General features: G+C 67.3%; 16 protein-coding genes. 10 read left to right on the top strand and 6 right to left on the bottom strand.

The features are described 5' to 3' along the window. The first annotated feature begins 9 nt into the window (after positions 1-9). The gene (locus tag ACEYYH_RS18150) at positions 10-1,023 is read left to right on the top strand and encodes an ornithine cyclodeaminase family protein (protein ID WP_374975700.1); all 1,014 of its coding nucleotides are present in this window, start codon (positions 10-12) and stop codon (positions 1,021-1,023) included. A 14-nt stretch (positions 1,024-1,037) separates the two neighbouring features. Then, entirely contained in the window at positions 1,038-2,057 is a 1,020-nt protein-coding gene (locus ACEYYH_RS18145; protein ID WP_374975699.1) for a dihydrodipicolinate synthase family protein, read from the top strand. A 22-nt stretch (positions 2,058-2,079) separates the two neighbouring features. Here the strand turns inward: ACEYYH_RS18145 and ACEYYH_RS18140 are convergent, their stop codons facing one another. From ACEYYH_RS18140 to ACEYYH_RS18125, 4 genes are all read right to left on the bottom strand, one after another. Next, positions 2,080-2,481, bottom strand: coding sequence for a PaaI family thioesterase (locus ACEYYH_RS18140; protein WP_374978256.1), 402 nt, complete (start codon positions 2,479-2,481; stop codon positions 2,080-2,082). A gap of 2 nt (positions 2,482-2,483) precedes the next feature. Beyond that, complete coding sequence (locus ACEYYH_RS18135) at positions 2,484-3,704, bottom strand: acetyl-CoA C-acyltransferase (protein ID WP_374975698.1); 1,221 nt, start codon at positions 3,702-3,704, stop codon at positions 2,484-2,486. Then, a complete protein-coding gene (locus ACEYYH_RS18130; RefSeq protein WP_374975697.1) occupies positions 3,701-4,315 on the bottom strand; it encodes a hypothetical protein in 615 nt (204 codons plus the stop codon). Before ACEYYH_RS18130 ends, ACEYYH_RS18135 begins: the two co-directional genes overlap by 4 nt. 988 nt (positions 4,316-5,303) lie before the next feature. After that, positions 5,304-5,891: a TetR/AcrR family transcriptional regulator gene (locus ACEYYH_RS18125; RefSeq protein ID WP_374975696.1), complete on the bottom strand. Its 588-nt coding sequence runs from the start codon at positions 5,889-5,891 to the stop codon at positions 5,304-5,306. 106 nt (positions 5,892-5,997) lie between these two features. Between ACEYYH_RS18125 and ACEYYH_RS18120 the strand changes: the two genes are divergently transcribed. The 4 genes from ACEYYH_RS18120 to ACEYYH_RS18105 all read left to right on the top strand — a co-directional run bounded on the left by ACEYYH_RS18120 (position 5,998) and on the right by ACEYYH_RS18105 (position 11,451). Continuing rightward, positions 5,998-8,148 (top strand): hypothetical protein, encoded by a 2,151-nt coding sequence (locus ACEYYH_RS18120; RefSeq protein ID WP_374975695.1) that lies wholly within the window; start codon positions 5,998-6,000, stop codon positions 8,146-8,148. A gap of 173 nt (positions 8,149-8,321) precedes the next feature. Beyond that, positions 8,322-9,614, top strand: coding sequence for an ABC transporter substrate-binding protein (locus ACEYYH_RS18115; protein WP_374975694.1), 1,293 nt, complete (start codon positions 8,322-8,324; stop codon positions 9,612-9,614). After that, complete coding sequence (locus ACEYYH_RS18110) at positions 9,611-10,543, top strand: carbohydrate ABC transporter permease (RefSeq protein ID WP_374975693.1); 933 nt, start codon at positions 9,611-9,613, stop codon at positions 10,541-10,543. The genes ACEYYH_RS18115 and ACEYYH_RS18110 overlap by 4 nt, the downstream gene beginning before the upstream one ends. Next, the gene (locus tag ACEYYH_RS18105) at positions 10,540-11,451 is read left to right on the top strand and encodes a carbohydrate ABC transporter permease (protein ID WP_374975692.1); all 912 of its coding nucleotides are present in this window, start codon (positions 10,540-10,542) and stop codon (positions 11,449-11,451) included. Before ACEYYH_RS18110 ends, ACEYYH_RS18105 begins: the two co-directional genes overlap by 4 nt. Here ACEYYH_RS18105 and ACEYYH_RS18100 read toward each other — a convergent pair. Then, entirely contained in the window at positions 11,444-11,923 is a 480-nt protein-coding gene (locus tag ACEYYH_RS18100) for a MarR family winged helix-turn-helix transcriptional regulator (protein ID WP_374975691.1), read from the bottom strand. The genes ACEYYH_RS18105 and ACEYYH_RS18100 overlap by 8 nt on opposite strands. A gap of 145 nt (positions 11,924-12,068) precedes the next feature. Between ACEYYH_RS18100 and ACEYYH_RS18095 the strand changes: the two genes are divergently transcribed. After that, entirely contained in the window at positions 12,069-13,901 is a 1,833-nt protein-coding gene (locus ACEYYH_RS18095; RefSeq protein WP_374975690.1) for a flavin-containing monooxygenase, read from the top strand. A 32-nt stretch (positions 13,902-13,933) separates the two neighbouring features. Further along, positions 13,934-14,905 carry an SMP-30/gluconolactonase/LRE family protein gene (locus ACEYYH_RS18090; RefSeq protein WP_374975689.1) on the top strand — a complete coding sequence of 324 codons (972 nt, stop codon included), beginning with the start codon at positions 13,934-13,936 and terminating at the stop codon, positions 14,903-14,905. 150 nt (positions 14,906-15,055) lie between these two features. On the opposite strand, the gene ACEYYH_RS18085 is transcribed toward ACEYYH_RS18090, so the two are convergent. After that, positions 15,056-16,015 (bottom strand): LacI family DNA-binding transcriptional regulator, encoded by a 960-nt coding sequence (locus tag ACEYYH_RS18085; protein WP_374975688.1) that lies wholly within the window; start codon positions 16,013-16,015, stop codon positions 15,056-15,058. 87 nt (positions 16,016-16,102) lie between these two features. Between ACEYYH_RS18085 and ACEYYH_RS18080 the strand changes: the two genes are divergently transcribed. After that, entirely contained in the window at positions 16,103-18,553 is a 2,451-nt protein-coding gene (locus ACEYYH_RS18080; RefSeq protein ID WP_374975687.1) for a glycoside hydrolase family 2 TIM barrel-domain containing protein, read from the top strand. Between the two features lie 34 nt (positions 18,554-18,587). Next, on the top strand, positions 18,588-20,075 hold the full coding sequence (locus ACEYYH_RS18075; protein ID WP_374975686.1) for an MFS transporter: 1,488 nt from the start codon (positions 18,588-18,590) through the stop codon (positions 20,073-20,075). Positions 20,076-20,088: the final 13 nt, after the last annotated feature.

The raw sequence follows: 20,088 nt of genomic DNA, 5'->3' as shown, positions 1-20,088 counted from the left end.
GTGCGACGAGTGACCAACGATCCCCAGACGCCGGCGGCGCCGCCGATGTTCTTGACGGACGCCGACGTGGAGCGGCTGTCCGATCTGCCGCGGGCGATCGCCGCCGTGCGCGCCGCGTACCGTGCTCCCGTCGATGACGGCCGCAATCCCGGTCGGATCTTCGCCGATTCCGGGCGCGAGTGGATGCGGGTGATGCCGTCGGTGCCGGGTAGTGGGCGGCTCTTCGGGGCGAAGTCGATCAACGGCACCTTCGCCGACGGCTTGCGGGTGAGCTATCTGATCTCGCTGTTCGACAAGGAGACGGCGGATCTGGTCGCGCTCGTGGACGGCAATCGCGTGACCGGCCTGAGAACCGCGGCCACGAGCGCGGTGGCGACCGAGGTGCTCGTGCCGCCGCGTGCGCTCCGTGTCGGAGTGATCGGCTCGGGATTCGAAGCCCAGTCGCACACCGCAGCCTTGGCCCTCGTGGCGCAGTTCGCATCGGTCGCGGTCTACAGCCCGACGCCCGGGAACCGGGAGCGGTTCGCCGCGCGTTTCGCGGAATCTCTCGGCGTTCCGGTGCAGCCGGTGGAATCCGCCGAGAAGGCCGTCCGCGACGCAGACCTCATCCTCTGCGCGGCCCGCTCGCGCAACGAGACGCCGACGGTCGCTGCGGAGTGGGTGTCCGGCCACGCCACAGTGGTCTCGATCGGGTCCACCACTCCCCGGCAACGCGAACTGCCCGCCGATCTGCTCGCCCGAGCCGACCTGATCGTCGCGGACACCGTCGACGAGGTCGTGAACGGCAGCGGCGATCTCATCGCCGCGCGCGAGGCAGGCGTCGACGTCGACGCGCTGACGGCCTCCCTCAATGCGGTGCTGCTGCAAGAGCGGGCCGTCGACACGGAGCGCGGCATCCGGATCTACAAATCGACCGGCTCGGGGCTTCAAGACGTCGTCGTCGCCGAAGCGCTCGTCGATCTCGCGCGCGAGCGCGGCATCGGCACGGTGCTGCCGGTCGGAATCGTCACCACACGCAAGTGAGAAGGAACACACACATGGTCGACTACACCAAGAGTCAGGCGCGCGACTGGGCACGTGAGCATTGGAAGGGGTGCATCGCTGTCACCATGCCCTCGTACTCCGCCGACTTCTCGCGGATCAACGAGAACGCGATCCGCCACGACATCCTCAAGCTCAAGGAACTCGGATATGCCGGCACGCTGCTGGTCACAGAGCTCAACATCACCCCGGAAGAGAACGCGCGGGTGACCGCGGTCGCTCGCGAAGCGGGCGGCCCCGACTTCCAGCTGTTCTTCCATGCGGCGTTCAACACGCTCGAGGAGAACATCCACGCACTGGCGCTCGCCGAGAAGGAGGGCGTCGACAGCGTGCTGCTGTCGTATCCGACGGCTTTCTGGCCGACGTCGCTCGACGAGGTGTTCGACTACACCAAGCAGCTCGCCGATTCCACCGATCTCGGCGTCATGCTCTTCGGGCTGCCCGCGTGGGGCTTCGAGCGCATCGACAACGCCGGGATGCCCGTGCCGTGGGTGCGGACCGTGCTCGATGAGATCCCGAACATCGTCGCCATCAAAGCCGAGCAGGGCAATCCGGGGATCCCGGGGATCATGGAGATGTACCACCACTTCCGCGACGAGGTCGTGATCTCGTGCCCCATCGAGGGCGAGACGATCCCGCTGATGTCCGTCCTCGACTTCCAGTTCTCGGGGACGAGCAACACCAACTGGATGAGCGACTACTTCCCGCGCGCGTTCGAGCTCGCCCGCTCCGGCCGGTGGGAGGAAGCGATGAGCCTTTGGTGGCAGGTCGCTCCCGCGCGCGCCGCGAACACGGCCATTCTCGTCGGCTCGGCGGTCGGAACGACCGTGATCAACCGCACCGGGTGGAAGTACCAGGAGTGGCTCGCCGGGTTCAACGGCGGAGCGCTGCGGGCACCGGCCCCCCGCATCCCCGATCGGCTGATGAAGCAGGCGCGCCAGGCGCTGATCGCGTCGGGACTGCCGGTCACCGATCTGCCCGACAGCGAGTTCGTGCGAGGTCGCGTCAGCGCCTGACGACTCGTGCCCGCGCGGGCGACTACTCTCGTCGAGTCGCCCGCGCGGTGCCGCGGTACATCGCGACGACCCGGCCGGAGGCGACGACCTCGACGTCGATCACCGCGCGTCGCTCGTCGTGGTACGTCGTTCGCGCCCGTGCGGTCACCAGGTCGCCGGCACGGGTCGGGGCCAGGTACTGGATCGTCGCATCGGCGGTGGCGGCGTAGCGCAGGACGGTGTTCGCGGCCATGGCGAACGCCTGGTCGGCCACGGCGAACACGACGCCGCCGTGCGCCATCCGGTTGCCGTTCACCTGCTGGGGGTCCACGGTCAGCGTGACGACGGCGACGCCGTCATGGGCCTCGTGGATGGTGATTCCGAACCAGTCGAGCACCGGCTCGTCAGAGGTCAGCTCGCGAATGAACGGATCGATCGTGCCCATGGTCACGCGAGTCGTTCGATGACCAGAGCCATGCCCTGACCGCCACCGACGCACAGCGTCGCCAGGCCGATGTGCCCGTCGCGTTCTCGCAGCGCGTTGATCAGCGTTCCGGCCAGCCGCACGCCCGTCGCGCCGAACGGATGGCCGAGGGCGATCGCGCCGCCGTGCACATTCACGCGTTCGGGGTCCAGACCCAGCTCGCGGACCACCGGAACCACCTGCGCGGCGAACGCCTCGTTGAGCTCGACGAGATCCACGTCGTCGATCGACAGGCCCAGTCGAGTGAGCAGCCGTCGGGTGGCCGAGACGGGGCCGAGGCCCATGATCTCGGGTGACAGCGCGCTCGCCGACACGCCGAGGACGCGCGCGAGCGGCACCAGTCCGAGCTCCCGCGCGCGTCGCCCGCTGGTGAGCACCGCCGCCGACGCGCCGTCGTTGAGCGGGCTGGCGTTGCCAGCCGTCACCGTCCCCGTCGGCAGGAAGGCGGGGTTCAGCGACGCCAGCACGTCGAGTGTCGTATCGGGTCGGGGGCCGTCGTCGGCGGTGACCCTGGTTCCGTCTGCGCGGAGGTGCGGCGCGATCTCCGCGGCGAAGAAGTCCGATTGGAGTGCGGCGTGGGCGCGGCGCTGTGAACGCAGCGCCCACTCGTCCTGGTCCCGGCGTGTCGTGCCGGTCTGGCGAGCGACGAGCTCCGCGGTCTTCCCCATGGCGACGTAGACGTCCGGCGTGAGAGCGGACTCGCGCGGATCTCGCCATGGGGCGCCAGATGCGAGGAGCGCATCGACCCGCTCGGCCGCCGGCTCGCCGCCGGGATAGATGTCCTTCGGCACGGGGGGAGTGCTGCTCGTGGACTCCGCGCCGCCTACGAGGAACGCGTCGCCGTCGCCGGCGCGGATGGCCTGCGCCGCGGTTGCCAGCGCCTGCAGCGAAGACGCGCAGAAGCGGTTGATCGTCGCGCCCGGCAGCGCGTCGTAGCCGGCGTAGATGGCGACCCTGCGGGCGATGTTGTCACCCTGCGCGCCCTCCGGCACGGCTGTGCCCAGATAGAAGTCGTCCAGGCCGTGGGGATCGAGTTCGGGGACAGCTGCGAGCGCCGCCCTGACGGCGGTCAGGGCAAGGTCCTCGGGTCGCTCGGATGCGAGAGACCCCTTGCGCGCCCGGCCGAACGGCGTTCGACGGTAGGCCACGATCACGGCGTCACGGTCATGCACTTCACGGTTCATCCCGGGCTCCCACCACTATGCTGTACGAATCGTATCGTATTGCGGTGAGAGCCCCGCGCGCTCTCGGTGGCGGGACCACCACGGGGCGTGCAGGCCGGTCCCTCGCCGGGACCGGGGCCGGTATCGCCACCAACCCCTTCTACGTCGTCGAAGCAAGCGGTGAGCAGCCCGAGCGTGACCTGGGCATCCTCCGCCCGTAGCAGTGCCTTGGACTGTTCGTGGGTGAACGAGTCCTTGGCGTTGCCGACCCGGCCGCGTCGGGGCGGGGCGAGCATCGCGACGTTCTCGCCGCTGATGACACGCTCCGACTTCGCGTACTCGAGCATGGTGACCAGGGTGCGGTGGGCGCTGGCGACGCTGGAGTACCCGGCCTCCGACGCGCGGATCGCGGCATGCATCCGCCGCACATCCGCCGGGGTCAGTTCAGACACGACCCTGCGGCCGAGCGAGGGGAGGACCTTGGTGCGCACTTTGGAGCGGTAGTTGGTCAGCGTCTTCGGCTTCGCCCGCTCCGCGAAATCGGCCAGCCAGGCGTCGACGAGTTCCGCGACCCGGGTGGACCGGTTCATCATCATGCCGAGGGAGTCGCGTTCCCGGATCATCGCGTGCATCCATTACTCCGCAGCCTTGGACGTCATCGCGATCAAGTAACCTGCTGCGGCGAGTCTTACCTCTGCCACCTCTGTCACGCGGAATCCGTCAACCATCCGGCCGAGCAATGGCCGACGGACGAGCACGCCGTGCGTGCGGTCCTGTGCGGGCCGTGTGAATGCACACTGACGATCGCCGAAAACGCCCGTGCCGAGGCGCGCCCGTCCTGCGCGCCGCCGTTCAACCCTGGATGCAAACTGCACTGGGAGTGCCTCGCGACCGTACCGCAGGGCGGAACATTGTCACTGCGGCGCGGGCCTTTTCCCCAGCATCGGTCGGGTCAAGGCGAAGACGCCGAGGACGGGGAGGTGACCGTCAGCCCGCGACGGACCCGTGCTCCATCCCGATCGCCGTCACCCGGCCGACAGTCCGCGACGGCATCACAGCGCAGAGGAAAGAGAGCGACACCCATGAGAAGGACCAGGATCCTCGCGATCGGCGCGGCTGCCGTCGCTGCCGGCCTCATCCTCGCCGGCTGCGCCGGCGGAGGCGGCGAACCGCAACCGAAGTCGACGTTCGATCCCGCAGATCTCGTGGAGACCACCCCAGCCGGCACCAAGGCGGTCGACCACGTCACGTGGGGGATCCACACGGGTGAACCGACGTCGATCGACCCGAGCAAGGCAGGGACCGACTCGGCGCTTCTCGTCGTCGCCAACATGTGCGAGACCCTGCTTCTCACCGATCCGTCCTTCGGAATCGAGCCCAACCTCGCCACCGACGTGGAGTGGGCCGACCCGACGACGCTCGTCATCGATCTGCGCGACGACGTGTGCGAAACGGCACACTCCTTCGGGATGCCGGGCAGCGCAGGTCGGCCAGTCGAACTTCCGGCGGCAGCATCCCGAGATCCGCGGGAACGCAGGTTATCACGTCGAGCCCGGCGGCTGGCACACAGAGCGTTCCGTGCGGGTCCCCACGCGGATCCTGCCGAAACCCGCCCGGCACTCAGTCGATCGCGCGCGGACCGAGCAGCGTACGGATGTGGGACTCGATGAGGGCCCGGATGTCGAACGGCGGACCTTGCATCCATTGCAGCTGAAGGCCCTCCCATGCCGCCAGCAGCAGATGCGCGGCGTCGTCCGCGTCGATGTTCTCGGGCACCCGCCCGAGTTCCTGAAGGCGGCGGATGTCGGCGGCGACGACGGCAACCGAGCGTGACCAGCGTTCGCGGAAGAAGGGGTTGGCCGGGTGCGCCGGGTCGGCGGCGGCGCCAGCGAGCTCGTTGTACAACCGGGCGTAGTTCGTGCGCTGGACGCCCGCCTCGGCACGACCTCCCATCTCTGCGATGGGGCCAGCCTCGTCATCGCGCGCGCGGGTGTTCTCGTCGTCGTGCTGCTTGAGCGCCGCGATGAGAAGGCTCTCCTTGGTGGGGAAGTGGTAGTACACCGTCGGCTCGCTCGTCTCCGCGAACTCGGCGATCTCGGAGATCGCGACATTGCGGTGGCCCTTCTGGCGCACCAGCTCGAGGGCAGCGGCGCTCAGCAAGCGACGTCGCGCATCGGATTTCGCGTACGGTCCGCGCTTGGTCGACATCCGGGCTCCCTCTCCGCGCCAGCAGGACGCTTCGCCAGCAATGTTATGCTCGACGCCAAATTAATAGTCGGCTCAGAATTCAACTTATCGAAGGTGAGGACGCCGAGTGACCATTGATCGCCGCCGGCTGGTGCGCACGCACAACCCCGTGTACACCTCCGCTCACCCGACCGCCGTGCTCACGGTGGGCAATGGCGACATTGCGATGTCCGTCGACGTCTCGGGCCTGCAGACGTTCCCGCGCTTCCACGAGATCGTGCCGGACCCGCGTCGGGTGATCACGGACGGCGTCTCCGGATTGCCGGAGCAGCGGGTGCGACCGTTCGAGGTCGACGATTTCCAGATCCCGCTGCGCACGCAGGCCGGCTGGGGCTGGTACCGCACGCGCGCGACGCGGGACTTCCGGCTGGAAGAGGCTGAGACGGCCTACGACACGCGCCAGGGGCCGGTGCCGTATCTGGACCGGATGGGACTCCAGCGCCCCGCCGACCCGATCGCCGCGGAGTTCGAGGCCGGAGCGTGGTTCCACTACAACCCCCGCCGGGCACACCTGGGGCGACTGGCGTTGGTGGGTCCGGACGGCGCGGAGCCGCAGCATCCGTCGTTGCTCGTCGATGTGCGGACGGAACTCGATCTGTTCTCGGCGACGGTGCTGGCGGAGTACTCCCTCGAGGGGGAGCGCGTCTCGGTGACCACCGTCGCGGACCCCGCTCGCGACGTGCTGGCCGTACACGTCGAGTCCGGCCTGCTCGAGCGGGGCTGGGGCGTCGCCTGGGTCTTCGATGAGCAGCCCGACGACCTAGCGTCGTTCGAGCTTCCGCTCGAGCACGCAACCTCGTGGCTTCCGGACGGGACGCGGCGCGGCGTCGCCGAACGCACGGTCGAGTCCACGACCTACGCCGTGGAGATCGAGACGTCCGGTCGGCTGGCGGACGGCGGCGATCGCATCCTTGCGACCGCGGCCGGCCTGTCCCACCTGGACGTGGTCGTCGCGCTGGCTCCTGGAAAGTCGGCGGCGTCACTCGACCCCGCATCGTTCGAAGAGGTGCGAGCCCGCGCCGCGGACTGGTGGCAGGGGTTCTGGCAGGATGGCGCGGCCGTCAGCTTCGGCGGCAGCACTGATCCTCGAGCGCAGGAACTCGAGCGGCGCGTCGTGCTCTCGCAGTACCTGCTCGCAGTGAACAGCGCGGGATCGACCCCGCCCGCGGAATCCGGGCTCACCTACAACACGTGGACCGGCAAGTTCCACCTCGAGATGCACTGGTGGCACGCGGCGCACTTCCCGCTCTGGGGGCGTGGGCACCTTCTCGAGCGAAGCCTCCCGTGGTACCACGGCGCGGTCGAGCGGGCGCGCGCGACTGCTGCGCGGCAGGGTTACCGCGGCGCGCGCTGGCCCAAGCAGACCGATCCGTCGGCGCGCGAGTCCCCGAGCAACATCGGCGTCTTCCTGGTCTGGCAGCAGCCCCACCTGATCCATCTGCTGGAGCTGCTGCGCGAAGAGGGCCGAGGCGACGACTTCCTGAGACAGCACTACCCGCTCATCGAGGCGACGGCAGACTTCATGGCGGACTTCGTTGAGGAGCGCGACGGTGCGTACGTGCTGCCGGCTCCGCTGATTCCCGCGCAGGAGAGCTATCTGGCCGACCGCGCCACGACCGAAAGCCCGACCTTCGAGCTCGCGTACTGGTCGTGGGCGCTCCGGTGTGCGAACGAGTGGCGGCGGCGTATCGGGCTGGAGCCGCGCGTGGACTGGCAGCGAGTTGCAGCGAACATGCGCTCGCCCCATGTACTACCCGATGGCACGTACGCGGCGATCGCGACGCCGCCTTATCTCATCCGCAAGGATCATCCGTCGATGCTGATGGCGGCGGGGTGGTTGCCGGATACCGACATCATCGACCTCGGAATCATGCGCGCGACACTCGACGCGGTATGGAGCGATTGGGACCTGCAGTCCAGCTGGGGGTGGGACTACCCGGTGATGGCGATGACAGCGACGCGGCTGGGTGAGATCCCGCGTGCGCTGGATGCCCTGCTGCATCCGTCTGCCAAGAACGTCTTCCTCCGAAACGGCCACAACCCCCAGATGCCCGGCTTTCTGACGCTCTACCTGCCCGCCAATGGTGGCGTCCTCGCTGCGGTCGCCCATATGGCCGCGGCGGTGCGGGCCGGCGCGGCGATGCCCGAGGGATGGATCGTCGAGACCGAAGGCGCGTGGGCGGGGACCCCGGTGTCCAATTTGAGAGTTGTCTATTGATTTTGAATTTGACTTCATGAACAATGGGGTTTGGCAACCGATTGACAGAACGGATGCTGCGCCACCAGGCAACACACATCACCCCATAGCGAAGGCAACCCGGCGGTCTTCCCTCAGTCGCGACCGAAGCTTCCGGCGGCGCCTTCCCGGCTTTCAAAGATGAGGACCATTTCATGACCGCACTCATGACCAGGGGACGCCGCGGTGCGATTCTCGCCGGCTCGCTGGGGATCGCGACCGCGCTCGCCATCAGCGGATGCTCGCAGGCTGCGCCGGAAGCTGACCCCACCGCCGCCGAGGACATCGAACTCACCTTCTTGAATCAGTCCCGCGGTCAGGAGGCCGCGCTGAATCAGCTCGCGGAGCAATACACCGAGGAGACCGGAGTCAAGGTCACGATCGACTCTCCCGGCCCCGCTGACTATCTGCCGAAGCTCCAGGCGCGCGCGCAATCGGGCGATATGCCCGACATCTACTCGTCGTTCGCAGCGACGGACATGGCGCCCTTCTACAAGGCCGGCTGGGCGATGGACCTCACGGACGAGCTCGAGGCAGGGTGGAGCGAGGACTTCACCCCCGAAGTCATCGAGATGTCCACATTCGAGGACGGCAACAACCTCGGCGTCCCGGCGGGTATCTACAGCGCCCACTGGGAGACGCAGACCTACGGCATGATGGTCAACCCCGCTCTGGCCGACATGGTCGTCAACGATTCGCCGGCGACCGTGGAGGACTTCATCGACGCGAACGAGGGTGACGGCAACTTCTCGATCGCCGCATCGCTCACTCCACCGCTGATTCAGGGGCTCGCTTCGAATTGGCTCACCGACGAGGAGATCGCCGCAACCTTGAACGGTGATGAGAGCTGGGAGAGCGAAGGCTGGCGGAACGCCTTCCAGTTCCTCGTCGATCTCAAGAACGCCGGCGTCATCGCGAACGGTGCGCTCCCGGGTGGTCAGGACGACAACCCGACCGTCGAGACGGCCTTCTTCACGCAGACGCTGGGCTCGATCTTCGACGCCTCGCCCGGCGTGTCGGTCGGCTTCCGCACCAACCCGGAGTTCACGGACTACTTTTCGATCGGCATCCTCGGTGCCGAGGATGCGCCGCTGGATCCGCGCTCGCCCGGCATCCCCGGCAAGGGCGCCGTCATCAACCCGAAGGGTGAGCACCCCGAGGCTGCGCTCGACTTCGTCAAGTGGCTCACCGAGTCCGAACAGCAGCAGGTGTTCGCCGAGGTCGGGCTGATCCTCCCCACGAACCCCGAACTGCTGGCCAGTGGCGAGGTCCCCGAGCCGCTGGTTGGCTATGCGGCCGGCGTGGAGTCCCTGCAGGTGATGTCGACCACCTTCAGCACCGACGTCCGGACGGCCATCGTGGCCGAGGCTCAGCGGCTGGTGCTGGGTGAGACGACGGTCGACGATGCGCTGGCGGCGATCCAGGCGGCGCAGGATCGGTCGTCGTGACGGCACAGCTCCAGATCCCTGTGCGGCGCCGCCTTGCGGCGCCGCACAGGCGGCGCGGTGTGCGCCGCAACATCATCGGCTGGATTTTCCTCGCACCGGCCATCGTCTTGATCGGCGTCTTCACCATCACGCCGTTCGCCCAGGCGATCCTGTTGAGCTTCCAGTCGTGGGACGGCGTCAGTCCCGACACGCCATGGGTCGGGCTCGCGAACTACGAATTCGTCATGAGCGATCCGGTGTTCTGGGCGTCGATGCGCAACGTCCTCTTCTTCGGCGTCATCGGATTCGTCATCGGCAACGGCCTTGCGCTCGGGCTCGCACTCGCCGTCAACGCCATCACGCGCGGCACGACCTTCTTCCGCACGGTGTTCTACCTTCCGGGCGTGCTGTCGGTGGTGGTCGTCGGCCTCCTCTTCGGGTTCATCCTGGCACCCGGCACCGGTGTCCTGAACCGCCTTCTCGAGTCGGTGGGCCTCGGTGCGCTGGCCCAGAACTGGCTCGGCGACCCGGCTTTCGCCCTCATCTCGGTCGCCGCGGTCTTCGTCTGGTACCACTGGGGCTTCGCATTCCTGCTGTTCCTGGCGGGCCTGCAGGACGTGCCCAAGGAGCTGTACGAGGCGGCGGAGCTGGACGGCGCGAACCGCTGGACGAAGTTCCGCTACGTCACCTGGCCGCAACTGGCACCCGTGACCTCCATCGTAAGCCTGCTCACCCTGCTCGGAGCGCTGCAGATCTTCGGAACGGTGCAGGTGCTCACCAACGGCGGGCCCGGCTATCACACGATGGTGCCGACGCTCGCGATCTACAACGAGGCATTCGTCAACTGGCGCTACGGCAGCGCGGCCGCGATGTCGGTGATCTTCGGCGGCGCTCTCGTACTGTTGTCGCTCATCCAGCTGGCGATCGCAGGACGGAGGTCGCGGGTATGACACTCATCAATGACACGGCCGGAGCCGACGCTCCCCTCGTCACCGAACGCACCGATCGCGGAGGACCGCGCTCGCGGTCACCCCGCCGTCGCGTTCCCGCCCACAAGATCGGCCTCTACGGACTTCTCGGGATCGCCGCGCTGACCGCCCTGTTCCCGCTCCTATGGATGTTGTCCGGATCCTTGCAGTCGCTCACTGAACTGCTCACGAATCAGAGATTCCTGCCGCGCGACCCGCAGTGGGGCAATTACGTCACGGCATGGGTGCAGGGTGATCTCGCCACCTACCTCCGCAACAGTGTGATCTACACGGGCGCGGCGGTGCTCGGAATCCTGCTGGTCTCCAGCCTCGCCGGCTATGCCCTGGCGCGCCTGGAGTTCGCGGGCAAGGGTGCATTCACGTTCGTAATCCTCGCAGTCATGATCATCCCGGCACCGGCGATGTTCCTGGCGCAGTACAAGCTGCTCATCTCGCTGGGGCTCACCAACAACCCCATCGGCTACGTGCTGATCCTCATCACGTCCGGCATCCCGATGTCGACGCTCATCATGCGCAGCTTCTTCGTGAGCCAGCCGCGGGACCTCGAGGAGGCCGCGGCGCTCGACGGCGCGGGGCCGCTGCGCGTCTTCTGGAGCGTGATCCTGCCGCTCGCCCGACCCGGCCTCGCCGCTGTCGCCGTCATCCAGGGCCTGGGAGCCTGGAACGAGTACCTCATGGCACTCGTGCTGTTCGACGACAACGAGCTCATGCCGATCCAGCGTGGACTCACGGCATTCACGTCGGCCGAGACGCCGCAGCAGCAGATCCTTCTCGCCGCGACGACGATCTCGATCGTGCCGGTGATCGTCTTCTACCTGATGGCGCAGCGGCACATCGTGAAGGGGATCGGCGCGGGCGCGATCAAGTGACCGGCTTGGTGGCCAGCGAGCCGGGGCTGAGTCTTTGGATCTCCCGGTTGACTGCGCGCAGGCCAGTCTCGAGTGCTTCGAGCTCCGCGAGGTCGAGCCCGCGCAGGACGTCCGTGCCCATCTCGGGGCGCGCAGCCATCAGCTCGGCGATCACCTGTCGGCCGAGATTCGTCGGCACCAGTCGACGAACCCGGTGGTCCGCCTCGTCGACCACGCGCTCCACGAGCGCCTGGTCGACGAGGCGGTCTACGAGCTTGGACATGGTGGCTTTGGAGACCGCGAAGGACGCCGCCAGTTCGCTGGTGCTGCTGATGTCGGTCACCACCACTCCGGTGAGCACCTTCAGCTGCTGGATGCTCAGATCGGTCTTGAGCAGCGAACCCACCATGAGCGGGAGCGAGCGCACGGAGATCGCCAGTGTCAGCACCTCGATGCGCTGCCGCGCGGAGGTGGCGGGATCGCCCTGGGTCACACCAGTACCGTAGCGCCCCTCAGCGGATTCCCAGCTCAAGATAGTTAGTTCGGGGCTAACCTTTTCCTGCGTGCACCACCGGCCTCCCGCCGGCCGCGGGTGGATTCCCCACCACCCGACCGCGCGCGAGACGAAAGGACCCGCAATGCCCACAGGCCCGGACCGCATCTCCCCGGCGGAACTGACCGACATCCGGCAGCGCTATGCGGCCGAACGCGAGCGCCGCCTGCGCCGCGACGGCGCTCGCCAGTACCGATCCGCGAACGGACAGTTCGGCTACTACGCGAAGGATCCCTACACCGAGCCCGCGCCACGCGACACGCTCACCGACCGGGTCGAGGTGCTCGTGATCGGCGCCGGATTCGGAGGACTTCTCACGGCGGCGTTCCTCACCCGCGCAGGCGTGCCATCCGTTCGAATGATGGACGAGGCCGGTGACGTCGGCGGTACCTGGTACTGGAACCGGTACCCCGGCGTACGGTGCGACATCGAGTCATACGTGTACATGCCGCTGCTCGAGGAGACCGGCTACATGCCCACAGAGCGCTATGCGACGGGCGAGGAGATCCGCCGCCACGCGGTCCGGATCGCGGAGCACTACGGCCTCTACCGCGACTTCATCCCTCATACCCGCGCCACCGCGATGACGTGGGACGAGAGCCTCGACGAGTGGGAGATCACGACCGATCGCGGCGATCGGTTCCGGGCGCGCTACGTCGTGACCTCGTCGGGAACGCTGACCCAGCCCAAGCTTCCCGGAATCCCCGGCATCGAGAGTTTCGCGGGTCACACCTTCCACACCAGCCGTTGGGATTATGGATACACCGGCGGCTCGCCGGCGGGGGGACTGTCGGGACTGGCCGACAAACGAGTGGCCGTGGTCGGCACCGGCGCGACGGCCCTTCAGATCGTGCCGGCGCTCGCCGAGAGTGCGGGCGAACTCCTGGTCTTCCAGCGAACCCCGTCCAGCGTCGACGTGCGCGACAACCGCCCGACCGACCCTGAGTGGGCCGCCTCGCTCCGACCCGGGTGGCAGCGCGAGCGTATGGAGAACTTTCTGTCGGTGCTCGCAGGAGAGCCCGTCCACGAGCTGCTCGTGACCGACGCCTGGACCGCCACCGCCGACCTCCAGCGCAACTATCTCACCGGCGCGGCGGAGCTCGACGACCAGCGCCGGCTGCGCAACGAGCTCGAAGACGCTGCGACCATGAACCGCCTTCGATCCCGTGTCGACGAGATCGTCGCCGATCCGGCAACCGCGGAGGCGCTCAAGCCCTGGTATCGCTACATGTGCAAGCGGCCGGGATTCAGCGACCATTATCTGCAGGCGTTCAACCTGCCCCACGTCAGGCTCGTCGACACCGCTGACACGCATGGGATCACCGCGATGTCCGCGTCCGAGGTCTGCGTCGGCGACGATCGATACGAGGTCGACTGCGTCATCTTCGCGACCGGCTTCGAGACCGGGGTCTCAGGTGTCGTTTCGGGCACCCTCCCCGTCGTCGGCCGCGGCGGCCGATCGCTGCTGGAGACGTGGGCGTTCGGTCCGCGAACGCTGCATGGGTTCTTCACGCATGGCTTCCCGAACCTGTTCCAGCTCGGGGCGGTGCAGAATGCGAACTCGGTGAACTTCGTACACATCCTCCAGGAGCAGGCCGAGCACATCGCCGCCATCGTGGCGAGGGCCGACGCCGAGGGCGCATCCCGCGTCGAGCCGACACGCGAATCCGAGGCCGCCTGGGTGCAGACCGTCCGCGAGTCGTCACGGGATTCCTCCGCGTTCCAGGCGGCGTGCACACCGGGGTACTACAACGCGGAGGGCACCGGCGTCGCTTCGGGCTTCTCCTACTCGCCGGGTCCCGTAGCCTTCCATCGCCTCCTCGCCGACTGGCGAGAGGGAGACATGGCGGAGGTGCTCGTCCGCAGCGAGGAGGATGCGCGCGTCCGTGAAGCCGAGCATGCGGGGGTGGCCGGGTGAGACGTGCGGTACCGGTAGTCGCTGGCACCGCGATGCTGTCCGCCCTGCTCGCCGGGTGCGTCGACACGCCAGATCAACCCGCGCCCGAATCGCTGTCGGTGGGCGGGGTCCAGGTCGCCGAGGAGCTCGTCCAGGTCACCTCGCCGCACGAGGTGACGGGCGGAACGCTCCTGGAAGGACCAACGTTCTCCGCGAATGGCACCTTGCACGTCGTAGACGTGATGGCGCCCGCCGGTGAGCCGAAAGTGCTGAGGATCGATGTGGAAGACAAGACCGTCCAACCGCTCTACACCGACGACGTGAGCGCCTTCACCTCCGCGCAGGTCAGCCCGCTGGACGGTCGGATCTACCTGACCGACTTCCTCGGGAGCCGCATCGTCAGTATCACCCAGGACGGCGAGGACACCCGCACCCACTTCGCAGGACAGGTGGACGGTCGCCCGGTGCTGGCCGATGACATCGCGTTCGATCCGGACGGGAACATGTTCGTCACGGACACGACGGGGATGGACGGTCCGGGATGGGTGACGCCCGGTCGTGTGATCCGAATCGGTGTGGACGGAGCCGTCAGCGTGCTCGCGGAAGACCTCCCGTCTCCGAACGGGATCGTCTTCGACGAGAACGATGTCGGGCTGTGGGTCGCGCAGTACAACGCGAACCGCATCGACTACTACCAGCTCGATGCGTCGCGAACGAGTGTGCTCTCCGCATTCCCCGCCATCCATGTCGACGCCGGTGCCTCGCGGATCGACTCGACGGCCGTGGACGCGGCGGGCAACGTGTATCAGGCGTTCCACATGAAGCCGGAGATCGCGGTGTACAGCCGTACGGGGGCGCTCGTGGAGACGATCCGGATCCCTGGCGAGGGGCTGCACACGGCCACGAACGTCGCCATCCTCCCTGGGACGACGCGCGGATTCATCACCGTCAGCGGCGACGCGGGCGGGTTCGTCTACACCTTCGAAGCCGCGGCCCGGGGCATCCGCCAGTCCAACGGCGGCTGAGGTCGAGAGCCGAGCGCGGGGAGCGGGTCCTAGGACCGCTCTCCGTGCTCGTCCCAAGGTTGGGGCGCGAGGCAACGGGTGAGGGGTGCGCGCACGCGTCCCCCGCTGGCGCGCGATCCACAACGCAGAACGGATCATTTGCGCGCGCCACTAGGTCGATTCTCGGCGCACGAGGTGGGCGCGCACTCCGGGGGGTGCCTCCTTTGGCAGTGGTTCATTTCGGGCGGCGGCGAGAACGCGCTCGGCGAAGTACCTGCCTCGTCCCGATACGTCCACGCGAACGGAGGAGAGCGAAGGAAAAGTCATGGTGGCTATCGGCGAGTCGTCGTGGCCAATCACCGCAAGGTCGTCCGGCACTCTCAGCCCGTTCCGAAGCGCGGCGCCGAGCACCTGTGCGGCGGTGTCGTCGTTGAAAGCGACCACTCCGCTTACACCCGAACGGGTCCAGGCGTTGACCTGTTCTTGCGCGGTGGTGTGATCCACCGGCGCGGTAGTGAACGAAATCGAGGCGAGCGCAGCTACTTCTTGGCTACGTCGCATCCGGTCGGCGTCCATGGCGTCCATGCCGCGAACTGTCGTCGAGGCGTAGGCGATCGCGGTGTGGCCGAGGTCGAGAAGGTGCGTGGTCTGCAGCTCGGGGCCTATGTCGAAGGCCGCGCGCTGAGCATTGTCCGGCATCAATAGCTGCGCACCGGACCGCCGGATGGTCTCCGCTCGCCGGTCGTCGATCGGCTCTATCGGTACGACGACATCGGGGCGGAGAGACTCCCACAGCGGTGCGGTGCGACCGCTGGCGTATGGCTTCGCGGTGACCAGCGAGTATCCGGCCTCATCCAAGGCGAGGGACATCTCGTCCAGCAGTTCGCGAAGCAGGTATTCGACCGGCCACTCCGGTAGCAGGGCCAGGATGATATGACTCTGGCCGGTCGCCAGCGCGCGCGCCTGAGGGTTGCGTACGTACCCTACCCTCGCTGCCTCCTCGAGTACTCGTTGGCGTACGGACGCAGAGATCGTCTGCCCTGGTGTCTCGTTCAACACGTAGCTGACGGTTGCGCGTGACACCCCGGCGGCACGGGCGACGTCGGTGGAGGTCGGCCTTCTCGTCACCACGCCGTGCTCCTTTAACTTGCGCGCGTCAGTTCTTCGAAGCTAGCATCCACGCGGGGAACTTACCCGCGTCAGTAACAAAGGAGTCTCATGGTCGCCGCTGCCACCATCGTCACGCCCCGAATGGGGCGCCACTCGTTCAATGAGGGGTGGACGGTCCGACCCAAGGCCAGCATCTTCTTCGAGTTGGGTGGGACCGCGCCGGATGCGGTCGCGGTCACGCTGCCGCACGACGCGCTGATCGGTGAGGATCGGGCGGCCGGCAACGGCCGCGACTCGGGGTTCTTCCCAGGCGGGGCGTTCCAGTATGAGAAGGCGTTCGAGGTCCCTGAAGAGTGGGTCAACCGGCACGTAGAGCTCGAGTTCGATGGTGTGTACCGCGACGCGGTCGTATTCATCAACGACAGGTTCGCCGGTCAACGTCCGTCCGGATACGCGGTCTTCCGCGTCATTGCGAACAATTTCCTGCGGTACGGCGAGATCAACACGATCCGGGTCGAGGCCCGCGTGCACGAGGACTCGCGCTGGTATACCGGTGCCGGGATCTACCGGGACGTATGGCTGACCGTCCAGGAGCCGGTTCATGTCGCCGCCGACGGAATCGTGGTCACGACACCGCAGATCGAGGCAGATCAGGCGGTGGTCGCTATCGCCACCAGGATTCAGAATGATGCGCCGCGCCCGCGCACCGCAGAGATCTCCACAGCGATCCTCGACCCTGCAGGCACCCCGATCGGGCAGGACACCGCGAAGGTCACGGTCATTCCGGGCGAAGCCGCTGTGCTGCGCCAACGTCTGTCCGTCGAGGGTCCGCAGCTGTGGAGCGTGGACCGACCCGCCCTCTACCGTGTCGTCACGACGGTCGTCGACGGCGACCGCATCGACGAGCGCGTCACGCCGTTCGGTATCCGGCTCCTGCAGCTCGATCCCGCTCATGGCCTGCGGATCAATGGAGAGGTCGTGAAGCTCCGCGGTGCCTGCATCCACCACGACAACGGGCCGATCGGATCCGCCGCGATCGCGCGGGCAGAGGAACGGCGGGTCGAACTGCTCAAGGCCGCTGGCTTCAACGCCATCCGCAGCGCCCACAACCCCATCAGCCCGGCGATGCTGGACGCCTGCGACCGGCTCGGAATGCTCGTCATGGACGAACTGTCCGATGTGTGGACCGAGTCGAAGAACTCGTTCGACTCCGCGCTCGACTTCCCGGAGTGGTGGGCGCGCGACACCGAGGCGATGGTACGCAAGGACATCAACCATCCAAGCGTGATCCTCTACTCCATTGGCAACGAGATCCCCGAAACCGGTGACCCGATCAACGCTGTCTGGGGCCGCAGGATCGCGGAGCGCATCCGGGAGATCGACCCCACGCGCTACATCACCAACGGCGTCAACGGCATGGTCGCGGTGATCCGCGAGTTCGCCGCGATGGCCGCGCAGGGCGACGGTGCGGGCGGCGTCAATGCGCTCATGGGTGGAATGAACGACCTGATGGGCCAGATCAGCGCCTCCGAACTCGTCAGCGAACGCACCGCCGAATCGCTCGCCGTCCTGGACGTCGCCGGACTGAACTACGGCGACTCCCGGTATACCCTCGACCTCGAACTGTTCCCGCACCGGATCACGGTCGGCACGGAGACCTCGCCACTGCGGATCGCAGACAACTGGGCCACCATCAACAGTCAGCCAAACCTCATCGGCGACTTCACCTGGACGGGGTGGGACTACATCGGCGAAGCGGGCCTCGGTCGCGCAGCCTACCAGGACGACAGCGAGCCTCCCTTCGGCGGAAGCTTCCCGTGGCTGCTGGCCTGGTGCGGCGACATCGACATCACCGGTCGCCGCCGCCCGGCGTCGTTCTACCGCGAAATCGTGTTCGGCCTGCGCCACGAGCCCTACATCGCGGTGCGTCGCCCCGAGACCAACGGACGCACACCGATACCGAGCGTGTGGGCATGGTCCGACGCGATCGCCAGCTGGGACTGGAGCGTGGATGCCGGGACCCCTCTCATCGTGGAGGTCTACAGCGACGCGGAGGAGATCGAGCTCTTGGTCAACGGGCGCTCGGTGGGACGATGCACAGTCGGTGCCCAGCAGAAGTTCCGTGCCGAGTTCGAGGCGGCGTATGAGCACGGCGAGATCGTCGCGGTCGCCTACTCAGCGGGTGTGGAGATGGGCAGGGCGGTGCTCACCAGCCCGGAGGGCCCCACCAGGTTGGAACTCACCGTCGACCGGCACCGGATCACCGCGTCCCCCGCTGACCTCGCCTACGTCGACATCGACCTCAAGGATGCAGCCGGGGTCCCTGTCACCTCCGACGACCGCGCCGTCGAGGTGACTGTCGACGGCCCCGCCGTGCTGCAGGGCCTGGCAAGCGCACGACCGGACACCGACGAACGTTTCACCGCGACATCCCAGACGACCTTCGACGGACACGCGATCGCCGTGCTGCGTCCCACCGGCGCGGGCTCGGTCACGGTCACCGTTCACACCCAGGACGGCCTCGACGCGCAGGTCGAAATCGTCGTCGACCCGGCCTGACCAACCCCGGCAACAAGACAAAGGAGTCACCCTCATGGCCAAGGACGCCGCACAGACATCGGGTGAGCAGCTTCGCGCTGCCGTCGCGATGACAAACGAAGAATCAGCAACCGCCGCCCTCGCAGCCGTAGGCGTCGGGGAAGACACCCAGGACCCCGCCGGCGGCCGCCTGAACATCCGGGAGCGCCTCGCCTACGGCGTGGGCGACATCGGCGGGAACCTCATCTTCGGTGCGATCACCAGCTTCCTGCTGTTCTATCTCACCGATACCGCCGGCATCGGGCCCGCGATCGCCGGTACCATGCTCCTGTTCGGCCGGATCCTCGACGGCACGATGGACCTGATCGTCGGCACCCTCATCGACAAGACCTCCACCCGGTGGGGCAAAGCGCGACCGTGGATACTCTTCAGCGCCCCGTTCCTGGTGGCCACCTTCGTGTTGCTGTTCAACGTCCCGCAAGGGCTGGACAAGACCGGCAAAGAGATTTACGCGTTCGTCTTTTACTTCTTCTGCCTGGGTGTGGGGTTCGTCGCCTCGAACCTCGCGTACCACACGCTGTTGTCGGTCATCACCTCCAGCAGCAAAATGCGCGTGTCCCTCACCGTCATCCGAACCGTCTGCGCCCTCGTCGCCGGCATGGCGGTCAACATCATCACGATCCCCGTCGTGAGTTCGTTCGGTGGTGGCCAGTCGGGCTGGTCTCTCACGATCCTCATCTACGGCGCGATCTCGCTCATCACCCTCCTGGTGGTGTTCTTCGGCACGAAGGAGCGCGTCAAGCCGGCCCGGGACGCGGACCGCAGCGCGAAGCGACCGCTCCGGCAGCTGCTGAAGATCCTGTTGAGCAACCGATACTTCTACCTCGGATTCGCCTTCTTCTTCTTCGTATACATCCTCTCCGGGTCAGCAGGCGCGGGAATCTACTTCGCTAAGGACGTTCTGGGCGACCCCAACCTGTACAGCCTCCTCAGCTTCGTCTCGCTCGCGCCGTTGATCATCGGGATCTGGTTCATGCCCGTGATCATCGGTAGGTGGGGCAAGCGTGTGCCCATGCTCGTCGGCGTCGCCATCACGCTCGTCGGCGCGGGCATCACGTTCATCGATCCGTCGAACCTGACACTCGTGTTGACCGGCTCGCTCATCCGCGCCATCGGCGGCGTCCCCGCCGCCGCAGCAATGTTCGCGCTCATCGCCGACATCGTCGACTACGGCGAGTGGAAGTCCGGCGTTCGCGTGGACGGCATGACCTACGCGGCCGCGACCGCCGGTCAGAACTTCGGGGCAGGTCTCGGCGCGGCCCTGGTCGGATGGCTGCTGGCCGCCGGTCAGTACGATCCAAGCGCAGCCACTCAACCCTCGTCGGTGACGTCGATCGAGGTGTTCCTCTACCTCGGCCTGCCCGCGATCATCGCCGTGATCCAGGGTGCGATCGTGTACTTCATCAAGATCGACAAGACCATGTCCCAGATGCAGCGGGATCTCGCCGCGCGCCGACTGGAACCGGCCGAGACAGGCAACTGACCGCTCCGCGTGC

The sequence above is a fragment of the Microbacterium trichothecenolyticum genome (assembly GCF_041938625.1).
GTDB classification, from domain to species: Bacteria; Actinomycetota; Actinomycetes; order Actinomycetales; family Microbacteriaceae; genus Microbacterium; species Microbacterium trichothecenolyticum_D.
The sequence above is the reverse complement of the archived record's forward strand: the minus strand, read 5'-3'. Positions and strand labels throughout refer to the sequence as shown.

Coding starts and splice junctions, on each gene's coding strand:
- ACEYYH_RS18145 (WP_374975699.1), top strand. CDS start 1,038: ATGGTCGACTACACCAAGAGTCAGGCGCGCGACTGGGCACGTGAGCAT.
- ACEYYH_RS18140 (WP_374978256.1), bottom strand. CDS start 2,481: ATGGGCACGATCGATCCGTTCATTCGCGAGCTGACCTCTGACGAGCCG.
- ACEYYH_RS18135 (WP_374975698.1), bottom strand. CDS start 3,704: ATGAACCGTGAAGTGCATGACCGTGACGCCGTGATCGTGGCCTACCGT.
- ACEYYH_RS18130 (WP_374975697.1), bottom strand. CDS start 4,315: ATGCACGCGATGATCCGGGAACGCGACTCCCTCGGCATGATGATGAAC.
- ACEYYH_RS18125 (WP_374975696.1), bottom strand. CDS start 5,891: ATGTCGACCAAGCGCGGACCGTACGCGAAATCCGATGCGCGACGTCGC.
- ACEYYH_RS18115 (WP_374975694.1), top strand. CDS start 8,322: ATGACCGCACTCATGACCAGGGGACGCCGCGGTGCGATTCTCGCCGGC.
- ACEYYH_RS18105 (WP_374975692.1), top strand. CDS start 10,540: ATGACACTCATCAATGACACGGCCGGAGCCGACGCTCCCCTCGTCACC.
- ACEYYH_RS18095 (WP_374975690.1), top strand. CDS start 12,069: ATGCCCACAGGCCCGGACCGCATCTCCCCGGCGGAACTGACCGACATC.
- ACEYYH_RS18090 (WP_374975689.1), top strand. CDS start 13,934: ATGCTGTCCGCCCTGCTCGCCGGGTGCGTCGACACGCCAGATCAACCC.
- ACEYYH_RS18080 (WP_374975687.1), top strand. CDS start 16,103: ATGGTCGCCGCTGCCACCATCGTCACGCCCCGAATGGGGCGCCACTCG.
- ACEYYH_RS18075 (WP_374975686.1), top strand. CDS start 18,588: ATGGCCAAGGACGCCGCACAGACATCGGGTGAGCAGCTTCGCGCTGCC.